Origin of the sequence: Curtobacterium citreum (genome assembly GCF_006715175.1) — a bacterium.
GTDB classification, from domain to species: domain Bacteria; phylum Actinomycetota; class Actinomycetes; order Actinomycetales; family Microbacteriaceae; genus Curtobacterium; species Curtobacterium citreum.
In genome coordinates this window covers 1,520,202-1,537,958 of record NZ_VFMQ01000001.1, presented here as the reverse complement: position 1 = coordinate 1,537,958, position 17,757 = coordinate 1,520,202, and the positions used below count along the sequence as shown (strand labels likewise).

The 17,757-nt window shown below is 73.0% G+C and carries 16 protein-coding genes; 9 read left to right on the top strand and 7 right to left on the bottom strand.

Going from position 1 to position 17,757, the window contains the following annotated elements; all coding sequences use genetic code 11:
• Positions 1 to 66: 66 nt before the first annotated feature.
• Positions 67 to 1,260, bottom strand: a complete 1,194-nt coding sequence (locus FB462_RS07335; RefSeq protein ID WP_141861073.1) for an acyl-CoA dehydrogenase family protein — start codon at positions 1,258 to 1,260, stop codon at positions 67 to 69.
• 45 nt (positions 1,261 to 1,305) lie between these two features.
• Between FB462_RS07335 and FB462_RS07330 the strand changes: the two genes are divergently transcribed.
• Entirely contained in the window at positions 1,306 to 1,944 is a 639-nt protein-coding gene (locus FB462_RS07330; protein WP_229666900.1) for a QsdR family transcriptional regulator, read from the top strand.
• Between the two features lie 73 nt (positions 1,945 to 2,017).
• Positions 2,018 to 2,452 carry an acyl-CoA thioesterase gene (locus FB462_RS07325; RefSeq protein WP_141861071.1) on the top strand — a complete coding sequence of 145 codons (435 nt, stop codon included), beginning with the start codon at positions 2,018 to 2,020 and terminating at the stop codon, positions 2,450 to 2,452.
• A gap of 33 nt (positions 2,453 to 2,485) precedes the next feature.
• Here the strand turns inward: FB462_RS07325 and FB462_RS07320 are convergent, their stop codons facing one another.
• The 3 genes from FB462_RS07320 to FB462_RS07310 all read right to left on the bottom strand — a co-directional run bounded on the left by FB462_RS07320 (position 2,486) and on the right by FB462_RS07310 (position 7,157).
• Positions 2,486 to 2,923: a VOC family protein gene (locus FB462_RS07320; RefSeq protein WP_141861069.1), complete on the bottom strand. Its 438-nt coding sequence runs from the start codon at positions 2,921 to 2,923 to the stop codon at positions 2,486 to 2,488.
• 64 nt (positions 2,924 to 2,987) lie between these two features.
• Complete coding sequence (locus FB462_RS07315; RefSeq protein WP_229666901.1) at positions 2,988 to 3,446, bottom strand: VOC family protein; 459 nt, start codon at positions 3,444 to 3,446, stop codon at positions 2,988 to 2,990.
• 240 nt (positions 3,447 to 3,686) lie between these two features.
• Positions 3,687 to 7,157 carry a proline dehydrogenase family protein gene (locus tag FB462_RS07310; protein WP_141861067.1) on the bottom strand — a complete coding sequence of 1,157 codons (3,471 nt, stop codon included), beginning with the start codon at positions 7,155 to 7,157 and terminating at the stop codon, positions 3,687 to 3,689.
• An 81-nt stretch (positions 7,158 to 7,238) separates the two neighbouring features.
• On the opposite strand from FB462_RS07310, the gene FB462_RS07305 reads away from it, so the two are divergent.
• The 4 genes from FB462_RS07305 (at position 7,239) to FB462_RS07290 (ending at position 12,333) form a co-directional block, all read left to right on the top strand.
• A complete protein-coding gene (locus FB462_RS07305) occupies positions 7,239 to 8,153 on the top strand; it encodes a LysR family transcriptional regulator (protein WP_141861065.1) in 915 nt (304 codons plus the stop codon).
• 114 nt (positions 8,154 to 8,267) lie between these two features.
• Positions 8,268 to 9,719, top strand: coding sequence for a hypothetical protein (locus tag FB462_RS07300; RefSeq protein WP_141861062.1), 1,452 nt, complete (start codon positions 8,268 to 8,270; stop codon positions 9,717 to 9,719).
• Positions 9,720 to 10,024: 305 nt separating this feature from the next.
• Complete coding sequence (locus FB462_RS07295; protein ID WP_141861060.1) at positions 10,025 to 11,566, top strand: hypothetical protein; 1,542 nt, start codon at positions 10,025 to 10,027, stop codon at positions 11,564 to 11,566.
• 134 nt (positions 11,567 to 11,700) lie between these two features.
• Positions 11,701 to 12,333 carry an FMN-dependent NADH-azoreductase gene (locus FB462_RS07290; RefSeq protein ID WP_141861058.1) on the top strand — a complete coding sequence of 211 codons (633 nt, stop codon included), beginning with the start codon at positions 11,701 to 11,703 and terminating at the stop codon, positions 12,331 to 12,333.
• Between the two features lie 48 nt (positions 12,334 to 12,381).
• On the opposite strand, the gene FB462_RS07285 is transcribed toward FB462_RS07290, so the two are convergent.
• Entirely contained in the window at positions 12,382 to 13,425 is a 1,044-nt protein-coding gene (locus tag FB462_RS07285) for an MBL fold metallo-hydrolase (protein ID WP_141861056.1), read from the bottom strand.
• A gap of 143 nt (positions 13,426 to 13,568) precedes the next feature.
• Between FB462_RS07285 and FB462_RS07280 the strand changes: the two genes are divergently transcribed.
• Entirely contained in the window at positions 13,569 to 14,612 is a 1,044-nt protein-coding gene (locus tag FB462_RS07280; RefSeq protein ID WP_141861054.1) for an ATP-dependent DNA ligase, read from the top strand.
• Between the two features lie 98 nt (positions 14,613 to 14,710).
• Entirely contained in the window at positions 14,711 to 14,854 is a 144-nt protein-coding gene (locus FB462_RS17275) for a hypothetical protein (protein WP_167510041.1), read from the top strand.
• 9 nt (positions 14,855 to 14,863) lie between these two features.
• Here the strand turns inward: FB462_RS17275 and ligD are convergent, their stop codons facing one another.
• Together ligD and FB462_RS07270 are read right to left on the bottom strand one after the other, a co-directional pair.
• Positions 14,864 to 15,883 carry a non-homologous end-joining DNA ligase gene (gene ligD, locus FB462_RS07275; RefSeq protein WP_141861052.1) on the bottom strand — a complete coding sequence of 340 codons (1,020 nt, stop codon included), beginning with the start codon at positions 15,881 to 15,883 and terminating at the stop codon, positions 14,864 to 14,866.
• Between the two features lie 34 nt (positions 15,884 to 15,917).
• Complete coding sequence (locus tag FB462_RS07270) at positions 15,918 to 16,640, bottom strand: G5 domain-containing protein (RefSeq protein WP_188868873.1); 723 nt, start codon at positions 16,638 to 16,640, stop codon at positions 15,918 to 15,920.
• Positions 16,641 to 16,913: 273 nt separating this feature from the next.
• Between FB462_RS07270 and FB462_RS07265 the strand changes: the two genes are divergently transcribed.
• A complete protein-coding gene (locus tag FB462_RS07265; protein ID WP_208738899.1) occupies positions 16,914 to 17,750 on the top strand; it encodes a DUF429 domain-containing protein in 837 nt (278 codons plus the stop codon).
• Positions 17,751 to 17,757 lie beyond the last annotated feature (7 nt).

Genomic DNA, 17,757 nt, shown 5'->3' with positions numbered 1-17,757 from the left:
CGGGCGCGGGCCGGGCGCGGCGCGGGGCGCGGCGCGGGCGCGGCTGCCCCGCCTCGGCGGCCCTGACTACACGAACGCGGCCTGGCCCGTGATCGCCCGCCCCACGATGAGCGTGTTCACCTCGCGCGTGCCCTCGTACGAGTAGATCGCCTCGGCGTCGGCGAAGAACCGCGCCACACCCTTGTCGAGCACGATGCCGTTGCCGCCCTGCACCTCGCGGCACCACCCGACGGTCTCCCGCATCCGGGCGGTCGCGAACGCCTTCGCCATCGCCGAGTGCTCGTCCGCGCCGATGCCCTCGTCCTGCATCTGGGACGCCCGGGTGCACAGCGCGATCGACGCCGTGATGTTCGCGAGCGACTTCACGAGCAGGTCCTGCACCATCTGGTGCGATGCGATCGGCTTGCCGAACTGCACGCGCTCCCGCGCGTAGGCGAGCGCTGCGTCGTACGCACCGACCGCGATGCCGATCGCCTGCCAGGCGACCTCGGTCCGGGTCAGGCGCAGCACCTCGGCGGTCGCGCGGAAGGAGTTCGCACGCTGCAGCCGGCGCGACTCGGGCACCCGCACGCCCTGCATGACGATGTCGGCGTTCTGCACGCCACGGAGCGCGATCTTGTCCTCGATCTTCGTCGCGGTGAACCCGGGGGTGTCCGTCGTGACGAGGAAGCCCTTCACCTGCTCGTCGGCGACGTCCTTCGCCCAGATGACGACCACGTCCGCGAAGGTCGCGTTGCCGATCCAGCGCTTCTCACCGTCGAGCACCCAGGTGTCGCCCTCGCGTCGGGCCGTCGTCCGGAGGCCCCGGGCGGAGTCGCTGCCGGACAGCGGCTCGGTCAGCCCGAACGCCCCGATGACTTCACCGGTCGCCATCCGCGGCAGCCACTCCCGCTGCTGTTCGTCGCTGCCGCCCACTGCGATCGAGTTCATCGCAAGTCCGGACTGCACGCCGATGAACGTCGCGACGCTCGCGTCCACCCGACCGAGCTCCAGGGCCGCCCACCCGCGGTACACGGCCGAGTTCTCGAACTGCCGCACGAGCGGGATGCTCGGCCCGTACATGCCGAGCTCCGCGAGCGGCGCGATGGTCTGGCGCGGGAACTCCGCCCGGGCCCAGTGGTCGTCGACGATCGGGCGGACCTCGGACTCGAGGTACGCGCGCAACTGCCCGAGCGACTCCCGCTCCCGATCCGTCAGTCCCTCCTGGAACCGGTAGAAGTCGGACTCGAGCAGGGTGGTGGGCACGGACGTCGTTGACATACCCCCGAGCGTGCATCATTCTCGAAAACGTTGCAAGGGAGGACCGTGCCTTCACAGGAACGCACAGCACACGACATGGGGACGCTCGGCGCGGCCCTCGTCCCGTCTGCGCTCACCGCCAGACTGGAGGCACATCCCGAGTCCCGACGCGCGTTCCGTTCCGCGCGGCACAGCTTCATCGCCGGCTCCCGGATCGACATGGGATCCCTGGCGACGTCGCTGGGGGTCGACCGCACCTCCCTGTTCCGCTGGGTCGGGAACCGCGACCAGCTGCTGTCCGAGATCCTCTGGTCGCTGGCCGTCCCGACGCTCGACGCCGCGTCCCGCGCCGCGGCGGACCTGGTCGGCGCCGCACGGATCGTGGCGGTGCTCGACCACTTCACGGCGGACCTCATCGAGGCGCCGTACTTCCGGACCTTCCTGACCCGCGAGCCGGCTCGGGCCCTGCGACTCCTCACGACCACGGACAGTGACGTCCAGCGCCGGTTCGTCGCCGTCGTGACCGCCCTCGTGCAGGAGGAGCACGACCACGGCGCGTTCGACCCCGCGCCGCTCGCCGCCGAGGAACTCGCACGACTGCTCGTCCGCATCTCGGAGTCGTTCACCTACGCCGACCTGATCAGCGGCGACCGCCCGGACCCGGCCCGGGCGCGGACGACGTTCGAGTACGTCCTGCGCCCCTGACCGACCGCCACTGTCCGACCGCTCTGTCCGACCACCCGCTGTCGGACTTCCCCGCCCTACCGAACGGATACCGATGCCCCTCGACGAGTACCCGTACCGCCGCGCGTACCCCACGCGGTGGAACGACAACGACATGTTCGGCCACGTGAACAACACGCTGTACTACAGCGCGATGGACAACGCGGCGACGTACTGGTTCCGCACGGAGGCCGGGCTCGACCCGTTCACCTCGCCGTGGATCGCGGTGCTCGTGTCGTCGAGCTGCCACTTCATCGAGTCTGCGGTGTGGCCCGACGTGATCGAGGTCGGGATGCGGTCGAAGCGCATCGGCACCACGAGCCTGGCCTGGGACTTCGGGCTGTTCCGCCAGTCGGACGGTGCCCTGCTCGCGACCGGCGAGTTCGTGCACGTCGTCATCGACCGCGAGGGTGCCCGTCGGCCGACGCCCGTCCCGGAGGCGCTCCGCGCGCTCGTCACGGAGCGGATGACGGTCCCGGTCGACGCCTGACGGCCGACGGGCTCCGCGTCGGTCTCGGGCCGCTCACTTCTGGGCGGCCAGCTCCAGGTTGATGTCGTCGGGGTCCTGCACCGACAGGATCACCATGCCCGCGTCGCCGAGGTCGGTCACCTCGCCGTGCTCGATGCCCGCGTCGTCGAGGCGCGACGCGGCGGCGCGGAGCTCGTCGACGGAGCCGACCGTGAAGCTGACGTGGTCGAGCCCGACGGTGTCGGGGTCGAACCGCTGGCCGCTCGGCGCCACCGGGCGCAGGCCGAACAGCTGCTCCCCCACGGGGAAGATGCAGCCGCCGTACAGCCGCTCGCGGTCCTCGGCGATGCCGGGCTCGTCGATGTGCTCGCTGAAGTCCATCGCGGGCGCGACGCCGAGCAGCTGCTCGTAGAAGGCCTTGCTGCGGTGGATGTCGGTGACGGTGACCCGCACGTGTGCGAGGCCGAGGGGACGGACGATCTGTTCGCTCATGTCCCTGAGCCAACGCCGGACTCCTGCGCACGACCGTGGCGAGCGCGGCTACCGGCCAGCGAGCTCAGGCGCCGACGGGCCGAGGGGCGGCGAGTTCGAGGTTGATGTCGTCCGGGTCCTGCACCGACAGGATCACGAGTCCGAACGGCTCGAGGTCCGTGACCTCCCCGTGCTCGATGCCCGCGGCGTCGAGCCGCTCCGCGGCGCGGTGGAGGTCCTCGACGCTCCGGACGCGCAGGCTCAGGTGGTCCAGACCGACCCGGTCCGGATCGAAGCGGTCACCCGGATCGGCCACGGGTCGGAGACCGAGCGTCTGCCCGTGGAAGGTGAACGAGCACCCGCCGTACGTTCGCCACGGGTCGTCGCGGACGGTCGGGTCGTCGACCTGGTCGCTGAAGTCGCTGCCGGGTGGCATGCCGAACAGCTGCTCGTAGAAGGCCTTGCTCCGGTGGATGTCCGTCACCGTGAGCCGGACGTGCGCGAAGCCCTGCGCATCGACGATGCCGGTCCGGCCGTCGTTCACCGGAAACCCATACCGTCGAGCATGTGGTTGGGGAAGCCGTGTCCCGTGCACCGGTCACGGCGGCGGGTCCCGCGCAGCACGTCGCGGACGTGGTCGCCGCAGCCGGTCCACGTGGTCTTGCCGCACACCGGGCACTGGACGGACTCGCACATGGGCCCGACGGTACGCACGGGGCCGGTGGACGGTGTCGCGACACCAGTCCACCGTCCGCCATGCGCACACGGGCGGTGCCCGCCGCTGCTAGATGAGCGCGTCGGTCAGGTGGTTCGGCGTGCCGAAGCGGTGCGCCGTGATCGACACCGCCTGCTCGCGGAGGAACGGCAGCAGCTCGACGCGACCAGCCTCGGTGACGGGCTCGCCGTACACCGCGACGTCCGGACGGCCGTCGACCGCCGCGTACAGCGCCGCGACGGCACCGCCGATGAGCCGCACGCGGGTCGAGGGTCCAGCGGCGATACGTCGCGCGAACGCCTGGTCCGACTGGCCCTCGACGACCGAACGCACGACCGGCAGCGCACGGACCGCGGCCGCCACGCTCGACGGCAGCGGCTCGGCGGTCGAGACGTCCACCGTGGTCCCGGCGCGGAGGGCTGCGGCGACGACCCGCACGAGGTCGGCCACCGCATCGTCACCCGAGGTCGCGAGCCGGACGTGGACGCCCGGGTACGGCAGGTACCGGGCGACGTTCCGCTCGGCCGAGAGCGCCGACACGTCCACCGCGGCACCGAACAGCGTCGACCAGACATGCTCGTCCGACGCCACGGACCGGTCGAGCGACGGGGATGCGACCCCGGCCGCCCGGACGAACTCCTGCACCGGGCGCGACGCCGGCACGCCGGTCTGTGCCGGTGCCGTGCTCCATGACCCCAGGCCGAGCAGGTAGTTCAGGCCACCGGCCTTCGTCCCCGCGCCGACGGCCGACTTCTTCCACCCGCCGAACGGCTGCCGGCGCACGATCGCACCGGTGATGCCGCGGTTGACGTAGAGGTTGCCCGCCTGGATCCGGTCGAGCCACGTGCCGATCTCGGCCGGGTCGAGCGAGTGCAGTCCCGAGGTCAGGCCGTAGTCGACCTCGTTGACGATGTCGATCGCCTCGTCCAGGGTCGAGGCGGTCATGATGCCGAGGATCGGACCGAAGTACTCCGTGCGGTGGAAGGCCGAGCCACGACGGACTCCCCCGCGCACGCCCGGGCTCCAGAGTCGACCGGTGTCGTCGAGGCGCTTCGGGGTGACGGCCCACTGCTCGCCGGCGCCGAGCGTGGTGAGGCCCTCGAGGAGCTTGCCCGCCGCGGGCTCGATGACCGGGCCCATCTGCGTGGTGGGGTCGGACGGGTACCCGACCGTGAGCGACGACACGGCGTCGAGCAGCTGCGAGCGGAACCGGCGCGAGCGGGCGACCGACCCGACGAGGACGACGAGCGACGCCGCGGAGCACTTCTGCCCGGCGTGCCCGAACGCCGACGCGACGACGTCCTTGACGGCGAGGTCGAGGTCCGCGGACGGCGTGACGATGATCGCGTTCTTGCCCGAGGTCTCGGCGAGCAGCGGCAGGTCCGGCCGGAACGACCGGAAGAGCTCGGCCGTCTCGTACGCGCCGGTCAGGATGACGCGGTCGACCTGCGGCGCCGTGATGAGCTCCTTGCCGAGCTCGTCCTCGGCGACCTGCACGAACGCGAGCAGGTCGGCGGGCGCGCCGTGCGCGTCGAGGGCGGTCTCGATCACGGACGCGAGCACCGCACCGCACCGTTCGGCCGGCGGCGCGGGCTTGAGCACGACCGCGGAGCCGGCGGCCAGAGCGGCGAGCGTCGAACCGGCGGGGATCGCGACCGGGAAGTTCCACGGCGGCGTGACGAGCGTCAGGGCCGCCGGCGTGTAGGTCGCACCGTCGACCTCGTCGAGCTGCGCGGCGAGTTCGCCGTAGAAGTGCGCGAAGTCGATCGCCTCGGACACCTCGGGGTCGGCCTGGTCGATGGTCTTGCCGGCCTCGGCTGCCATGACCTCGACGAGGGCGGCGCGGTTGGCCTCGAGCGCGTCACCGACGGCGTGCAGCACGGCACCGCGCGCCGCGCCGGACCAGCCCGCCCAGGTCCCGCCGGCGGTGCGGACGCGGTCGAGCACCGTCGTGAGCTGATCGGTCGAGGTGAGTCGCGCCTGCTGCACGCCGCGCTCGCCGAGCGTGGACGATGCGACCCGGGCATGGATGCCGGCACCCCACTCGCGGACGGCGGCCACCGACGGGTCGCTGTCCGGCGTGTTCTCGAAGTGCCCCGGGTGGGGCCGCTCGACCGCGGCGTAGCGGTCGGCCACGCGGTGCGGCGCGGGCGCGTCGAGCCCACCGGGGAGCGACAGCGGCGCGAGCGAGTCGCGGAAGCGCGCCTCCTCGCGGGCGAACAGTGCCGGCGAGGACGCGAGCGAGAACACCGCCGACATGAAGTTGTCCTGCGACGCGCCTTCTTCGAGTCGGCGGATCAGGTAGGCGATCGCGACGTCGAACTCGCCCGGGTGGACGACCGGCGTGTAGAGCAGCAGCGACCCGACGGTGCGCCGCACGGCCTCGGCCTGCCCCTGCGCCATGCCCAGGAGCATCTCGAACTCGATGCCGTCACGGACCCCGCGCTCCCCCGCGAGCAGCCATGCGTGCGCGACGTCGAACAGGTTGTGCCCGGCGACCCCGACGCGCACGTTCTCGATGCGCGACGGGGTGAGCGCCCAGTCGAGGACGCGCTTGTAGTTCGTGTCGGAGTCCTGCTTGGTGTGCCACGTCGCGAGCGGCCACCCGTGCACCGACGCCTCGACCTGCTCCATCGGCAGGTTGGCGCCCTTGACGAGCCGGACCTTGATGTCCGCGCCGCCGCGGGCCCGGCGGGCGGCGGACCACTCCTGCAGCTGCTGCATCGCGGCGAGCGCATCGGGCAGGTACGCCTGCAGCACGATGCCGGCTTCGAGCGCGGTGAACTCCGGCTCGTCGAGGAGCTTCGTGAAGACCGCGATCGTCAGGTCGAGGTCCTTGTACTCCTCCATGTCGAGGTTGATGAACTTCGCCGGGCTCGCCGCGGCCGCACGGCGGAACAGCGGCCGGAGCTTCTCGACGATGTCGTCGACCGCGTGGTCGAACGCCCACGGCGAGTGCGGGTGCACCGTCGACGAGACCTTGATCGAGACGTAGTCGACGTCGTCCCGGGCGAGCAGCCGCTCGGTCCCCTCGAGCCGTCGTGACGCCTCCTTCTCGCCGAGCACCGCTTCGCCGAGCAGGTTCACGTTGAGGCGGACGCCGTCGCGCCTGATCTTCGCGATCGCCGGTCCGAGCTTGGCGTCGGTCGCGTCGACGATCAGGTGGCCGACCATGTCGCGCAGCACCCGTCGCGCGATCGGGACGACGACGTTCGGCAGGACCGGCGCCATCCCGCCGCCGAGCCGGACGAGTCCGCGGAGCGCGGCCGGCAGGAACCCGGGGGCGTCCGGCGCGATCGCCCGGAGCGTGCGCGCCGCGACACCGAGGTCCTCCGGACGCACGACCCCGTCGACGAACCCGACGGCGAACGCCAGGCCCTTCGGGTCCGCGAGCACGCCCGCGAGCTGCTTGGCCGAGCCGTCCACCGGGTACGACTCGGCCTCGGCCAACCACTGCCGGACGAGCGCGACGGCGGCGTCGGCGAGGGCATCGGGAGCAGGCGTGGCGTGCGCGTCGGTGCGCGGCTGGACGTCGGTCATGGCCTCAGTGTGGTGCCGACCAAGCGGTAGCGGAAGCAAATAGTTCTGACGCGTACCGTGAAGAAGAACTACTGTTCGGTCATGCTCGACGTCCGGCGCCTGGTCCTCCTCCGTGAACTCTCGATCCGCGGCACCGTCGCTGCCGTGGCGGAAGCCATGAACCTCACCCCGTCGGCGGTCTCGCAGCAGCTCGGGGTGCTCGAGCGGGAGGCCGGCGTGCAGCTCCTCCGCAAGGCCGGACGTCGGCTGCAGCTCACCCCGCAGGCCGACGTGCTCGTGGGCGCGGCGGGCGACGTGCTCGACGTGCTCGAACGAGCGCAGTCGACCGTCGAGTCGACGCTCACCAGCGTGCAGGGACGGATCCGTGTCGCGGTGTTCCAGTCCGCGGCGCTCGCGCTCATGCCGACCGCACTCCGCACGATGGCGCTCGAGCACCCGGACGTCCGGGTCGAGATGGTGCAGCACGAGCCGGAGACCGCGCTCAACGAGACCTGGGCGCGGGACTTCGACATGGTGATCGCCGAGCAGTACCCGGCGCACGCGGCCCCGCGCTTCCCGGGGCTGGACCAGCGGGACCTGACCACGGACGCGGTGCGACTCGCCCTGCCCCCGGCGGACACGAGTCTCGTGCCCCTGACCGACGACGACCCCGCCGTCGCCCTGGTCGACGCCGCCGAGATGCCGTGGGTGATGGAACCACGAGGGGCGGCGTCCCGGCACTTCGCGGAGCAGACGTGTCGGCGCGCCGGGTTCGAGCCGGACGTCCGCTACGAGACCGCGGACCTGCAGGCGCAGATCCGGCTGATCGAGTCGGGCAACGCCGTCGGGCTCATGCCGGACCTGGTCTGGGCCGGCCGCTCGACCCGGTGTCGGCTGCTCGAGCTGCCCGAACCGGCGCGGCGGACCATCTTCACGGCGCAGCGCCTGTCGAGCGCTGACTCCCCGGTGACGAGTGCCTTCCGCGCCGCCCTCGTCCGGGCCGCCGAGCAGCACTGACGCCCGGCGCGCAACCGTGACCGACCCGTGACCTGATCGACGTCAGACCTCGACGGGACCCGACACCTCTCATGTGAGGGCGCATCGAGACGCCCACCACCACGAGGGGAACCCATGCACCGCCACAGCTGCCGCTCCACACTCCGCCGCACCGCCGCACTCGGCGCCGCCGCCGTCGTCGTCGCCGTCGGCTCGTCCGCGCTCGGCGTCGGTGCCGTCGCGGCCAGCGCCGCCGAGCCCATCGGCCTGGACGAGACCACGACCGCACCGAGCACGACGGTCGCCGGCACGGCGAACTCCGCCCCCGACGCGACCGCGGAGCCGCACGCAGCCGACACGACCCCGGTCGACGCCCCCGACACCGTCGCCCCGACCGCCACAGGACCGACCACGGCCGGGACCCCCGCTCCGGCGACCACCCCCACCCTGACGACCACCGCGGCGCAACCGACGGCCGCCGCCACGCCGGCGGGTTCCGTGACCGTCAGCGGGACCGCGAAACGCCTCGGCACCCTCACCGCGGAGACCGCCGGGTGGCCCGCCGGAACGACCTTCACCTACCAGTGGCTCCACTCCTTCGACGGCGGCCCGCTCGTGCCGCAGTCCGGCGAGACGACCGAGCGCACGTTCGTGATCGGCTCCATGGAGGGATCCCTCGACCGGTACGCAGTCCGGGTGACCGGCACCGCTCCCGGCCTGGAGCCGACGACCGTCGTCAGCGAGACCTCCGCGCCGGTCGACGAGGCGCCCGGGAACCGCTGGGGCTTCCTCGGCGTCCGGAGCCTCGACCTCCGCGTCGGGACGTCCACGAGCACACCGCTCTCCGCCTTCGACGGCGACGGGCTCGTCTACTCCGCGACCGACGCACCGGGCGCAGACGGGAACCCGTTCCCGCTGCCGGACGGCCTGCGCCTCGACCCCGACGGGACCTTGTCCGGGACCCCGAGCCGTGCCCAGGTCGTCGAGTTCTGGCTGCACACCTCCTCCAGCATCCGGCCGGACGGGGGTGAGGTCTCCCGGGTCGAACTCGTGATCGCTCCGGGCGACACCACCTCGCTCAACGCGGTCGTGCGCGGCTCCGGCATGTGGCTGGTCCGGTCGGACGGATCGACGGAGTACAGCCGCAGCTCAGAGGTGCAGGACGGTGACCCGGCCACTCCCCTGCGTGTGCGCGACGGAGAGACGGTCGAGGTCGACCTCCTCACCCTCGACCGGAACGGTGACCTGAACAGTGACCCGCGGCAGCCGACGTGGTCGTCGTCCGTCGACGCTGACGTCCTCGAGCCGAGGAGCACCGGCGGCACACCGGTCATCGATGCTCGCCTGGTCGGCGCTGGGGATCACCGGATCACCGCTCGGCTCGGCAACCTCACCCGGACCTTCACGGTGCAGGTGGGCGACGCTCGGACGACGGTCGCTACGGCCTCGACCACCCTCACCCAGCACCCCACCACAGGCTCGCTCGCCTACACCGGCGTCGAGACCGGTGCGCCGATGGGCTGGGCGCTCGGCCTCCTGGCCGCCGGTGGCGGCCTGCTCCTCCACCGCGCGCGTCGACGCGCCTGAGCGCGCTCCCGTTCAGCACGGCGGGACGTGACCGACCCGGACGGTCGCGACCCGTCGCGCAGTGGGTGACGACAGGACGGACAGGAGGCACGGTGCCGGCCCGCACCGTGCCTCCTGTCCGTCCTCCTGGTTGCGTGATCACGCAACCCGACGGGCGGTTCCGGCACCCGACCCCCAACCCAGGTCACAATTCGGGAACTCGGCCCGAATGCCCGTTCCTGTACCAGTACGATCCGATCACGCCGAGATTCTCGGCGGATTCTTACGATCCGGCACCCGACCGGACCTGACCCCTGGGGGGACCCGTGCACCGCAGCACCTCCTCGACCCGTCGCGCCTGCGCGCTCGGGACGACCGTCGCACTCATCGGCCTGACGACCGGACTCGGCGTCTTCACCTCGACGGCGGCCTTCGCCGTCGACGAGCCGACCTCGGCCGTCGCACCGGCCGACACCTCGTCGACCGGCACCACCGGCACCAGCACGGCCGGCACCGACACGACCGCGACGGGCACCACCGGCTCGGCCGCGACGCCGACGGACGCCACGACGGCACCGACCACCACCGGCACGTCGACGGACACCGCACCGGCACCGAGCACGGGCGACACCACCACGCCCGACACCGCCGCCCCCGCCCCGGCGACCACCTCCCCCGCGCCGAGCACGACGACAACGGCCGCCGCCGCGCCGACCGCGACCTCCTCGGCCACGATCGTCGGTGCCCCGAAGGTCGGCGTGACGCTCTTCTACAAGACCACCGGCATCGACGACCCGCGGGCAGTCTGGACCGTCGAGGGCGGCACGCCCGTCACGGCGTCCTCGTTCGACGTCACCGCCGACATGGTCGGCAAGACGATCACGCTGACCGTCACGGGATCGGCGCCCGGGCAGACCGCGACGGAGACCACAGCGGCCGTCAGCGAGGACGTCGCGTTCGCGGCCGAGACCTCGTACGAGTCCCCGCGCACGATCGAGGTCACCGCCGGCGACACCCTCGACGAGGTCTTCCGCGTGGCCAAGGGCAGCGGCACGGTCGAGTACTCGATCGGCTACGCCGACCCGGACAGCGTCGACCCCGAGACGGACACCCCCGAGGCCTACCTGCCGTTCGACACCACCTTCGATGCCGCGACCGCGACACTCTCCGGTCGGGTGACCTACGCCTCGGTCTTCGACTTCACCGTCGTCGCGACGAACGGCACCTCGACCGCGACCGAGTACGTCGAGGTCGTCGTCGACCCGGCGAAGGCCGTCGGCGTCATGGCCCAGACGACGAACACCTCGCCCATCGACCTGTTCGACGGCGAGCACCCCTTCACCGGCTGGCTCATCGAGCCGGACGGGCACATCACCACGTTCGCGTTCTCGGGCGACCCCGACCAGGAGCCGACCGTCACCGACGGCGGGCAGCCGACGGTCACGCAGGGCCAGTCGCTCTGGATCAACGGTTCGCCGGTCGACGAGTTCGGGAACGACACGACCCAGTACGACGACGAGGGCAACGCGGACCAGGTCACCGTGACGAGCGACCACGCGACCGACCAGATCGCGCTCGACGAGGACACGTTCTCGACGAAGGTCACCTTCCCGCACGCATCGACCCACGTGCTCACGGTCGCCGCGCAGTCCGTCTCGGTCTCCTTCCCGGTGACGGTCGTCCCGACCGCGGCGCCCGCCGGCACCGTCGGATCGGTCACGCCCGCCGTCGCCACCGCCCCGAAGGGCCAGCTCGCCTTCACCGGCACCGACGCCACGAGCGCCCTCCCCTGGGCCCTCGGCTTCGTCGCCGCGGGCGCCGGGCTCCTCGGTGCCGGCGTCCTGCGCCGCCGCCGCGCGCAGCGCTGACCCCGCCGCCTCCGGTCCGTCGCGCGCCGGCGTGACGGACGGGAGGCACGCCACGGCCCCGTCGCACCCCTCACGGTGCGACGGGGCCGTCCGCGTTCCCCGCCGGTGCGGCCCGGCGTGGGTAGCGTGGGCCCATGCCCTCCCTGCTGCACATCGACTCGTCGGCCGACCTCGCGCACTCCCGCTCCCGCGACCTCACCGCGGCCTTCGCCGACGCCTGGCGCGCGCGGGGGCCGGAGTACACGGTCGTCCGCCGGGACCTGCACACCGTCCCGCTCCCGCACCTCGAGACGTCGGCGCTGCACTGGGCCGCCGCGGACCGTCGGGCGGACGAGACCGTCGCGCCCGAGGCCGAGCAGCTCCGTCAGGAGGTCATCGACGAGCTCCTCGCCGCGGACGTCGTGCTGATCGGTGCGCCGCTGTACAACTACACGGTGCCCTCCACCCTGAAGGCCTGGATCGACCGCGTGCACGTGCCCGGGGTCCTCGCCGGTGACGTGCAGCCCCTTGCGGGACGTCCGGTCGTCACGGTGGTGAGCCGCGGCGCGACCTACGACGCCGGGACCCCGACGGAGACCTGGGACCACGGCTCCCCCGTGCTCCACCTGATCCTCGGCACGGCGCTCGGCATGAAGCTCTACCCGGTCACGGTCAGCGCGACCCTGGCCGACCGCATCCCCGACCTCGCACCGCTCGCGGAGCACGCCGCTGCCGAGGTCGCCGACGCCCGCACGACCCTGGAGCGCCTCGCCGCCACCCTCGCCTGACGCCGGCCAGCGGCACTGCGCGGCTGCCCGACGGCCGGCGGTCGCCCGTCAGGCGGGGCGGACCTCGTCGGCGCGGCCGAGCAGGTCCGCGTGGAACGCCGTCTGCGTCAGCGCGCTCGCGAGCAGGAAGCCCGTCATCGACTCGATGCCGCCGGAGAACGGCACGCGGGCCGCGACCTCGAACAGCGTCGGGCGGTCGAGCGCGTCGAGGGCCTCGGCGACGTGTCGGCTCCGCTCCTCCCGGTGCAGCGCGAGCGTGCGGGCCCGCCGGACGACGTCGGCGAAGCGGTACTCGTGCCCGGGGCAGACCTCGAGGTGCGCGTACGGCTCGAGCCGCGCGAGGGACCCCAGGTAATCGGCGAGCGGGTTCGTGGCGGTCCGGCCGCCGAGTCCGATGCCCGGGTTGATCCGCGGCAGCACGTGGTCGCCGGTGAACAGCAGCCCGTCTGGCTCGTCCACGAAGCACAGGTGGCCGGCGGTGTGCCCGGGTGTCCCCAGCGCGGTGAGCGTCCGACCGGGCACGGGCAGCACGTCCCCGTCCTCGAGCAGCAGGTCGGCGTACGGCGGTTCCCCGGCCCCGCGGCCGATCCGACGGCCGGTCCCCCACGCCGCGACGACCCCGGCCCGCAGCTCGTCGGGCAGGCCCCACGTCGCGATGTCCGCGTCGTTCGCCGCCGCGTCCGCCCGCTCGTCCTGCAGGGCCCGCACCTCCGCGCCGTGCATCGCGACCGGGGCGCCGGAGACCGCGCGGACCGCCGCGGCGGCGCCGAGGTGGTCGGCGTGCAGGTGCGTGACCGCGACGAGCGCCACGTCCTCGAGCGAGCGGCCGATCGTCCGGAGGCCGGCCCGGAGCTCCGTCAGCGACCCGTCGCCGCTCCACCCCGGGTCGATCACGGTGAGGTCGCCGGCCGAGTCCTCGACCACGTACGCGAGCGTCGCCGCCGGGACCCCGCCGTGGAACGGGACCGCGAGCGTCCACACCCCCGGCCGGACCTCCTCGACGGGCGGGAGCGCACCGGCGCGGAGCGCGGCGGCCTGGACGGGACTGGTCGGTTCCGGTGCCGGCGCTGCCGACGGGGCCTCGGTCGTCACGCGACCACCCTAGTGAGGGGACGGACGCGCCCTGGCGAGCCGCGCCTCCAGGCCGACCGTCGCGACCGCTCACCGCGACCCGGCCGCCCGAGCCAGCCACCCGCCTCGCGCGTCCGCCAGCGCCCGCCGAGTAGACAGGCCGCATGGACACCGCACCCATGCTCGCCAAGGCGGTCGCCGCCGTGCCCGACCCGGACAGCGTGCGGGGCGGCCTGCGGTACGAACCGAAGTGGGACGGCTTCCGCGGGATCGTGACGGTCGACGGCGACGACGTGACGATCGGCAGCCGCGGGGCGAAGCCGCTGACCCGCTACTTCCCCGAGCTCGTCGAGGCGTTCCGGGCGCAGCTCGGCGGGCGGGACCACCCGGTGGTCCTGGACGGCGAGGTCGTCCTGCGCAGCGGGGAACCCGGCGCCGAGCACCTCGACTGGGAGGCGCTCTCGCAGCGCATCCACCCCGCCGAGTCGCGGATCCGGAAGCTCAGCGTGGAGACGCCCGCGCAGTTCGTCGCCTTCGACCTGCTCGCCTGGGACGGCGAGGAGCTGCTCGACCGGCCGTTCGACGAGCGCCGTGAGCGGCTCGAGACCCTGGCCGCGGACCTCACCGACCCGCTGTTCGTGACCCGCACGACGCTCGACGTCGACCTCGCCCGCGAGTGGCTCACGACGTTCGAGGGAGCAGGCCTCGACGGTGTCGTCGCGAAGCCCCGAGCGAAACCGTACGAGCCGAACAAGCGCACCATGCTCAAGGTGAAGCACCACCGCACCGCCGACGTCGTCGCGATCGGCTACCGCGTGCACAAGAGCGGCTCCGGTGTCGGCTCGCTGCTCGTCGGGCTGTACGACGACGACGGGGAGCTCCGGCAGGTCGGCGGCGTGTCCGCCTTCACCGACCGCCGTCGCCAGGAGTTGGTCGAGGAACTCGCGCCCGTCGTCGTCCGGGCCACGGACGGGAGGCCCGTCACCGGTGACGGGGAACGGTCGCGGTTCTCGTCCGGTCGCGACACGTCGTTCGTCCGGCTGGCGCCGGAGCGGGTGCTCGAGGTCCGGTACGACCAGATGGAGGGCGACCGGTTCCGGCACACGGTGCAGTTCGCACGCTGGCGTCCCGATCGCGAGGCTGGATCGTGCCGGTTCGACCAGCTCGAGGTCCCCTCGGCGTACGACCTGCGAGACGTCCTCACCTGAGGCTTGCGCTGTCCGGTCCACGCTCTTATGCTCGCAGTAGTTAGCCTAACTAGTAACTTGAGTGCGGCAGGGACGCCCACGGCAGACGGGAGCGGGACATGATCATCGACGGCATCAGCGACGTCCACCGCGGCACCTGGTCCCGCCTGACCAGGCTGCACACCGCCAGCGTCACGCTCCCGATGCAGACCACGCGCGTGGCCGAGCCGGAGCACCGCGCCGAGGACGTCGCCGCCGCCTAGCCGCCCGGTTCAGCCCTTCTTCGCGCGGGAGGGCTGCACGCGCGGGGGCTCCCCCGGCATCTTCGGGAAGTCCGGCGGGAACGGCAGCTCGCCCAGGCCGTCCGCCACGTCGCGGTCCCACCACGCCAGGAGCGGCGCGAGGTCGCCCGGCTCCTCGTGCAGCTCCGCCCACGGATCCCCGGTCGACCGGAGCCGCTCGGGGACCGACCGGACCGTGAAGGTCGTCGGGTCAGCGCCGTCGAGCTCGTCCCACGTGATCGGGGTCGAGACGCTCGCGTGCGGGAGCGCCCGCGGGCTGTACGCCCCGGCCATCGTCCGGTCGCGGTTCGCCTGGTTGAAGTCCACGAAGACCCGCCGTCCCCGCTCCTCCTTCCACCACGCCGTCGTCACCCGGTCGGGCATCCGCCGTTCGAGCTCCCGCGCGGCGGCGATCACCGCGTGCCGGACGTCGAGGAACTCGTGCTCGGGACGGATCGGGGCGAACACGTGCAGCCCGCGGTTGCCGCTCGTCTTGATCCACGCCGTCAGTCCGACCTCGTCGAGGACCCGGCGCAGCTCGTGGGCGACCGGGACGGTGTCCCGGAAGTCGGTGCCGGGCTGCGGGTCCAGGTCGATGCGGAGCTCGTCCGGGTGGTCGCTGTCCTCGGCGCGGGACGCCCACGGGTGGAACACGACGGTGTTCATCTGCGCCGCCCACACCGCCACGGCCGGCTCGTCCACCACGAGCTGCGGGTGCGACCGGCCGCTCGGGTAGTTCACCGTCACGTCCCGGACGTACTCGGGCGCACCCTTCGGCGGGTTCTTCGAGAAGAACGAGTCGCCGTCGATGCCCGCGCCGTACCGCTGCAGGGAGATCGGGCGGTCGCCGTTCGCCCGGACGAAGGCATCCCCGACGGCGACCAGGTACTCCGCCAGTTCGAGCTTCGTGATCCCGGGCTCCGGGAAGAGCACGCGCGAGGGGCTGCTGATCCGGACCTCGCGGTCGCCGTGCGGCCCGGGGACCGTCAGCGTCGTCGCCTCGCTCGCCATGCAGCGGAAGGTACACGGACCGCCCCGGGACGGGTCACATCGTGTTCCAGTGCAGGTCGCCGTTCTTGTCCGGACCGTGGCCGCCGCAACGGTACGACTTCCCAGTCGCTGCCTGTGCCACCGCCCCCGCCTGTGCCGGCGAGCAGTACGCGCCTGGCCGGATCACCTCCTGCGCGGGAGCCTGCTGCACAGGAGCCGGCGCGGCGGGTGCCTGCTGCGCGGGTGCGGCGGGTGCGGCGGGAGCTGCGGGGGCTGGGGCCGGCGCGACGTACGAGCCGATCGCGGTCACCTCGGCGACGGGGGCCTTCGTCACCTCCTTGCCGACCTCGACGCGGTCGGTCTCGACGCCGTCGGTCGTGGTCACGCGCCAGGTGGTCGTCTCGACGCCGTCGACGCCGGCGGTCGTGACCTTCGTCTGCCCCTTCGGCAGGGACGGGTCGTCGACGGTCGTCCGGTCGAACGGCACCGGGGCGTCGGACGTGACCTCGGTCACCTCGACGACCGGGGTCGGGGTCGGCGTCGGGGTCGGCGTCCGAGTGGCCTTCGGCGCGGTGGTCGGGTCCACGGCGGCCACGACCGCGGCCGGCCGGGTCTCCCCGGCGCTCGCGGCGACCGACCCGACGAGTGCGCCGGCCGAGCCGACACCCCCGAGCCACACCGCTGCGGCCACGGCGACCACGACCGTCGCCTTCGTCTTCGTCGTCAGTGCTGCCCACCGCATGTCGTCCGCCCCTTCCGGCTGTCCGACGACGAGCATGACGACTGCTCAAGGACGAGGGCGACCCCCACAACGGGGCGCCGCGTTGCCCGGACACGACGTGCTCGGGCGCGCCGCCCTCGCGTCCGGCCGCTCTCCCCTCCTCGTTTCCCCTCGTCGTTCCCCTCCTTCGTTCCCCCTCTTTCGTTCCCCTCCTAAATGGAGCAGAAGACGTCGGGTCCGCCGGACAACACCGACGTCGTCTGCTCCACCGAACAGGGGCGGGGCGGGGCACGCCGGGGACGGAGGTCCGGCACGGTGCACGATGGGTGGGTGACGGCGTACCTCGGGGTGGACCTGGCGTGGGGGCTCGGTTCGGCGCGGAAGCCCGCGAACGAGACCGGGCTCGTGGCGACCGCGGCGGACGGGACGATCACCGACGCCGGATGGGCCCGCGGCGTCGACGCCGTGACCGACTGGATCGTGCAGCACCTCGGGCCGCGCACACTCATCGCCGTGGACGCGTCGCTCGTCGTGACGAACCCGACCGGCATCCGCGAGGCCGAGCGGCAGGTCGGGCAGCGCTACGGCCGGTGGAAGGTCGCGGCGAACCCGACGAACCAGGCCTCGGCGGCGAGCGCCGGCACCGCCCTACTCGAGCGGCTCACCGCCCTCGGGGTCGGGTACGTGTCGGACACCGCGTCGATGCGGGAGCGGACCGGCCCGGTGGCGTTCGAGTGCTACCCGTACACGACCTTGGTCGGGGTGGAGGAACTCGGCTACGACGTCGAGCGGCCCCGGTACAAGCGCCTCGACCTCGCACTGCCGGCGCCCGTCGCCCGACAGCGCCGCGCAGTGGCCTTCGACGACCTGGTGCACCGGCTCCGGACGACACCGCTCGACCCGCCGCTGCACCTCGACTCGCACCCGCTGACGGCCGGGCTCGCCGAGCCCTCGGTGCTGCACGGCCCGACGCACAAGCACCGGGAGGACCTGCTCGACGGTGCCCTGTGCGCCTGGACGGCCGCGTTCTGGGACCGGCACGGCGACGGACGGGTGCAGGTGCTGGGAGGTGATCCGTGCCTCCCGTCCGACCCGCTGGACGAGGCGGGCCGCAGCCCGGCGATCATCGCTCCCGCGCGCCCGTCCCAGCGGCGACCCGCTGGGTAGGCTGACG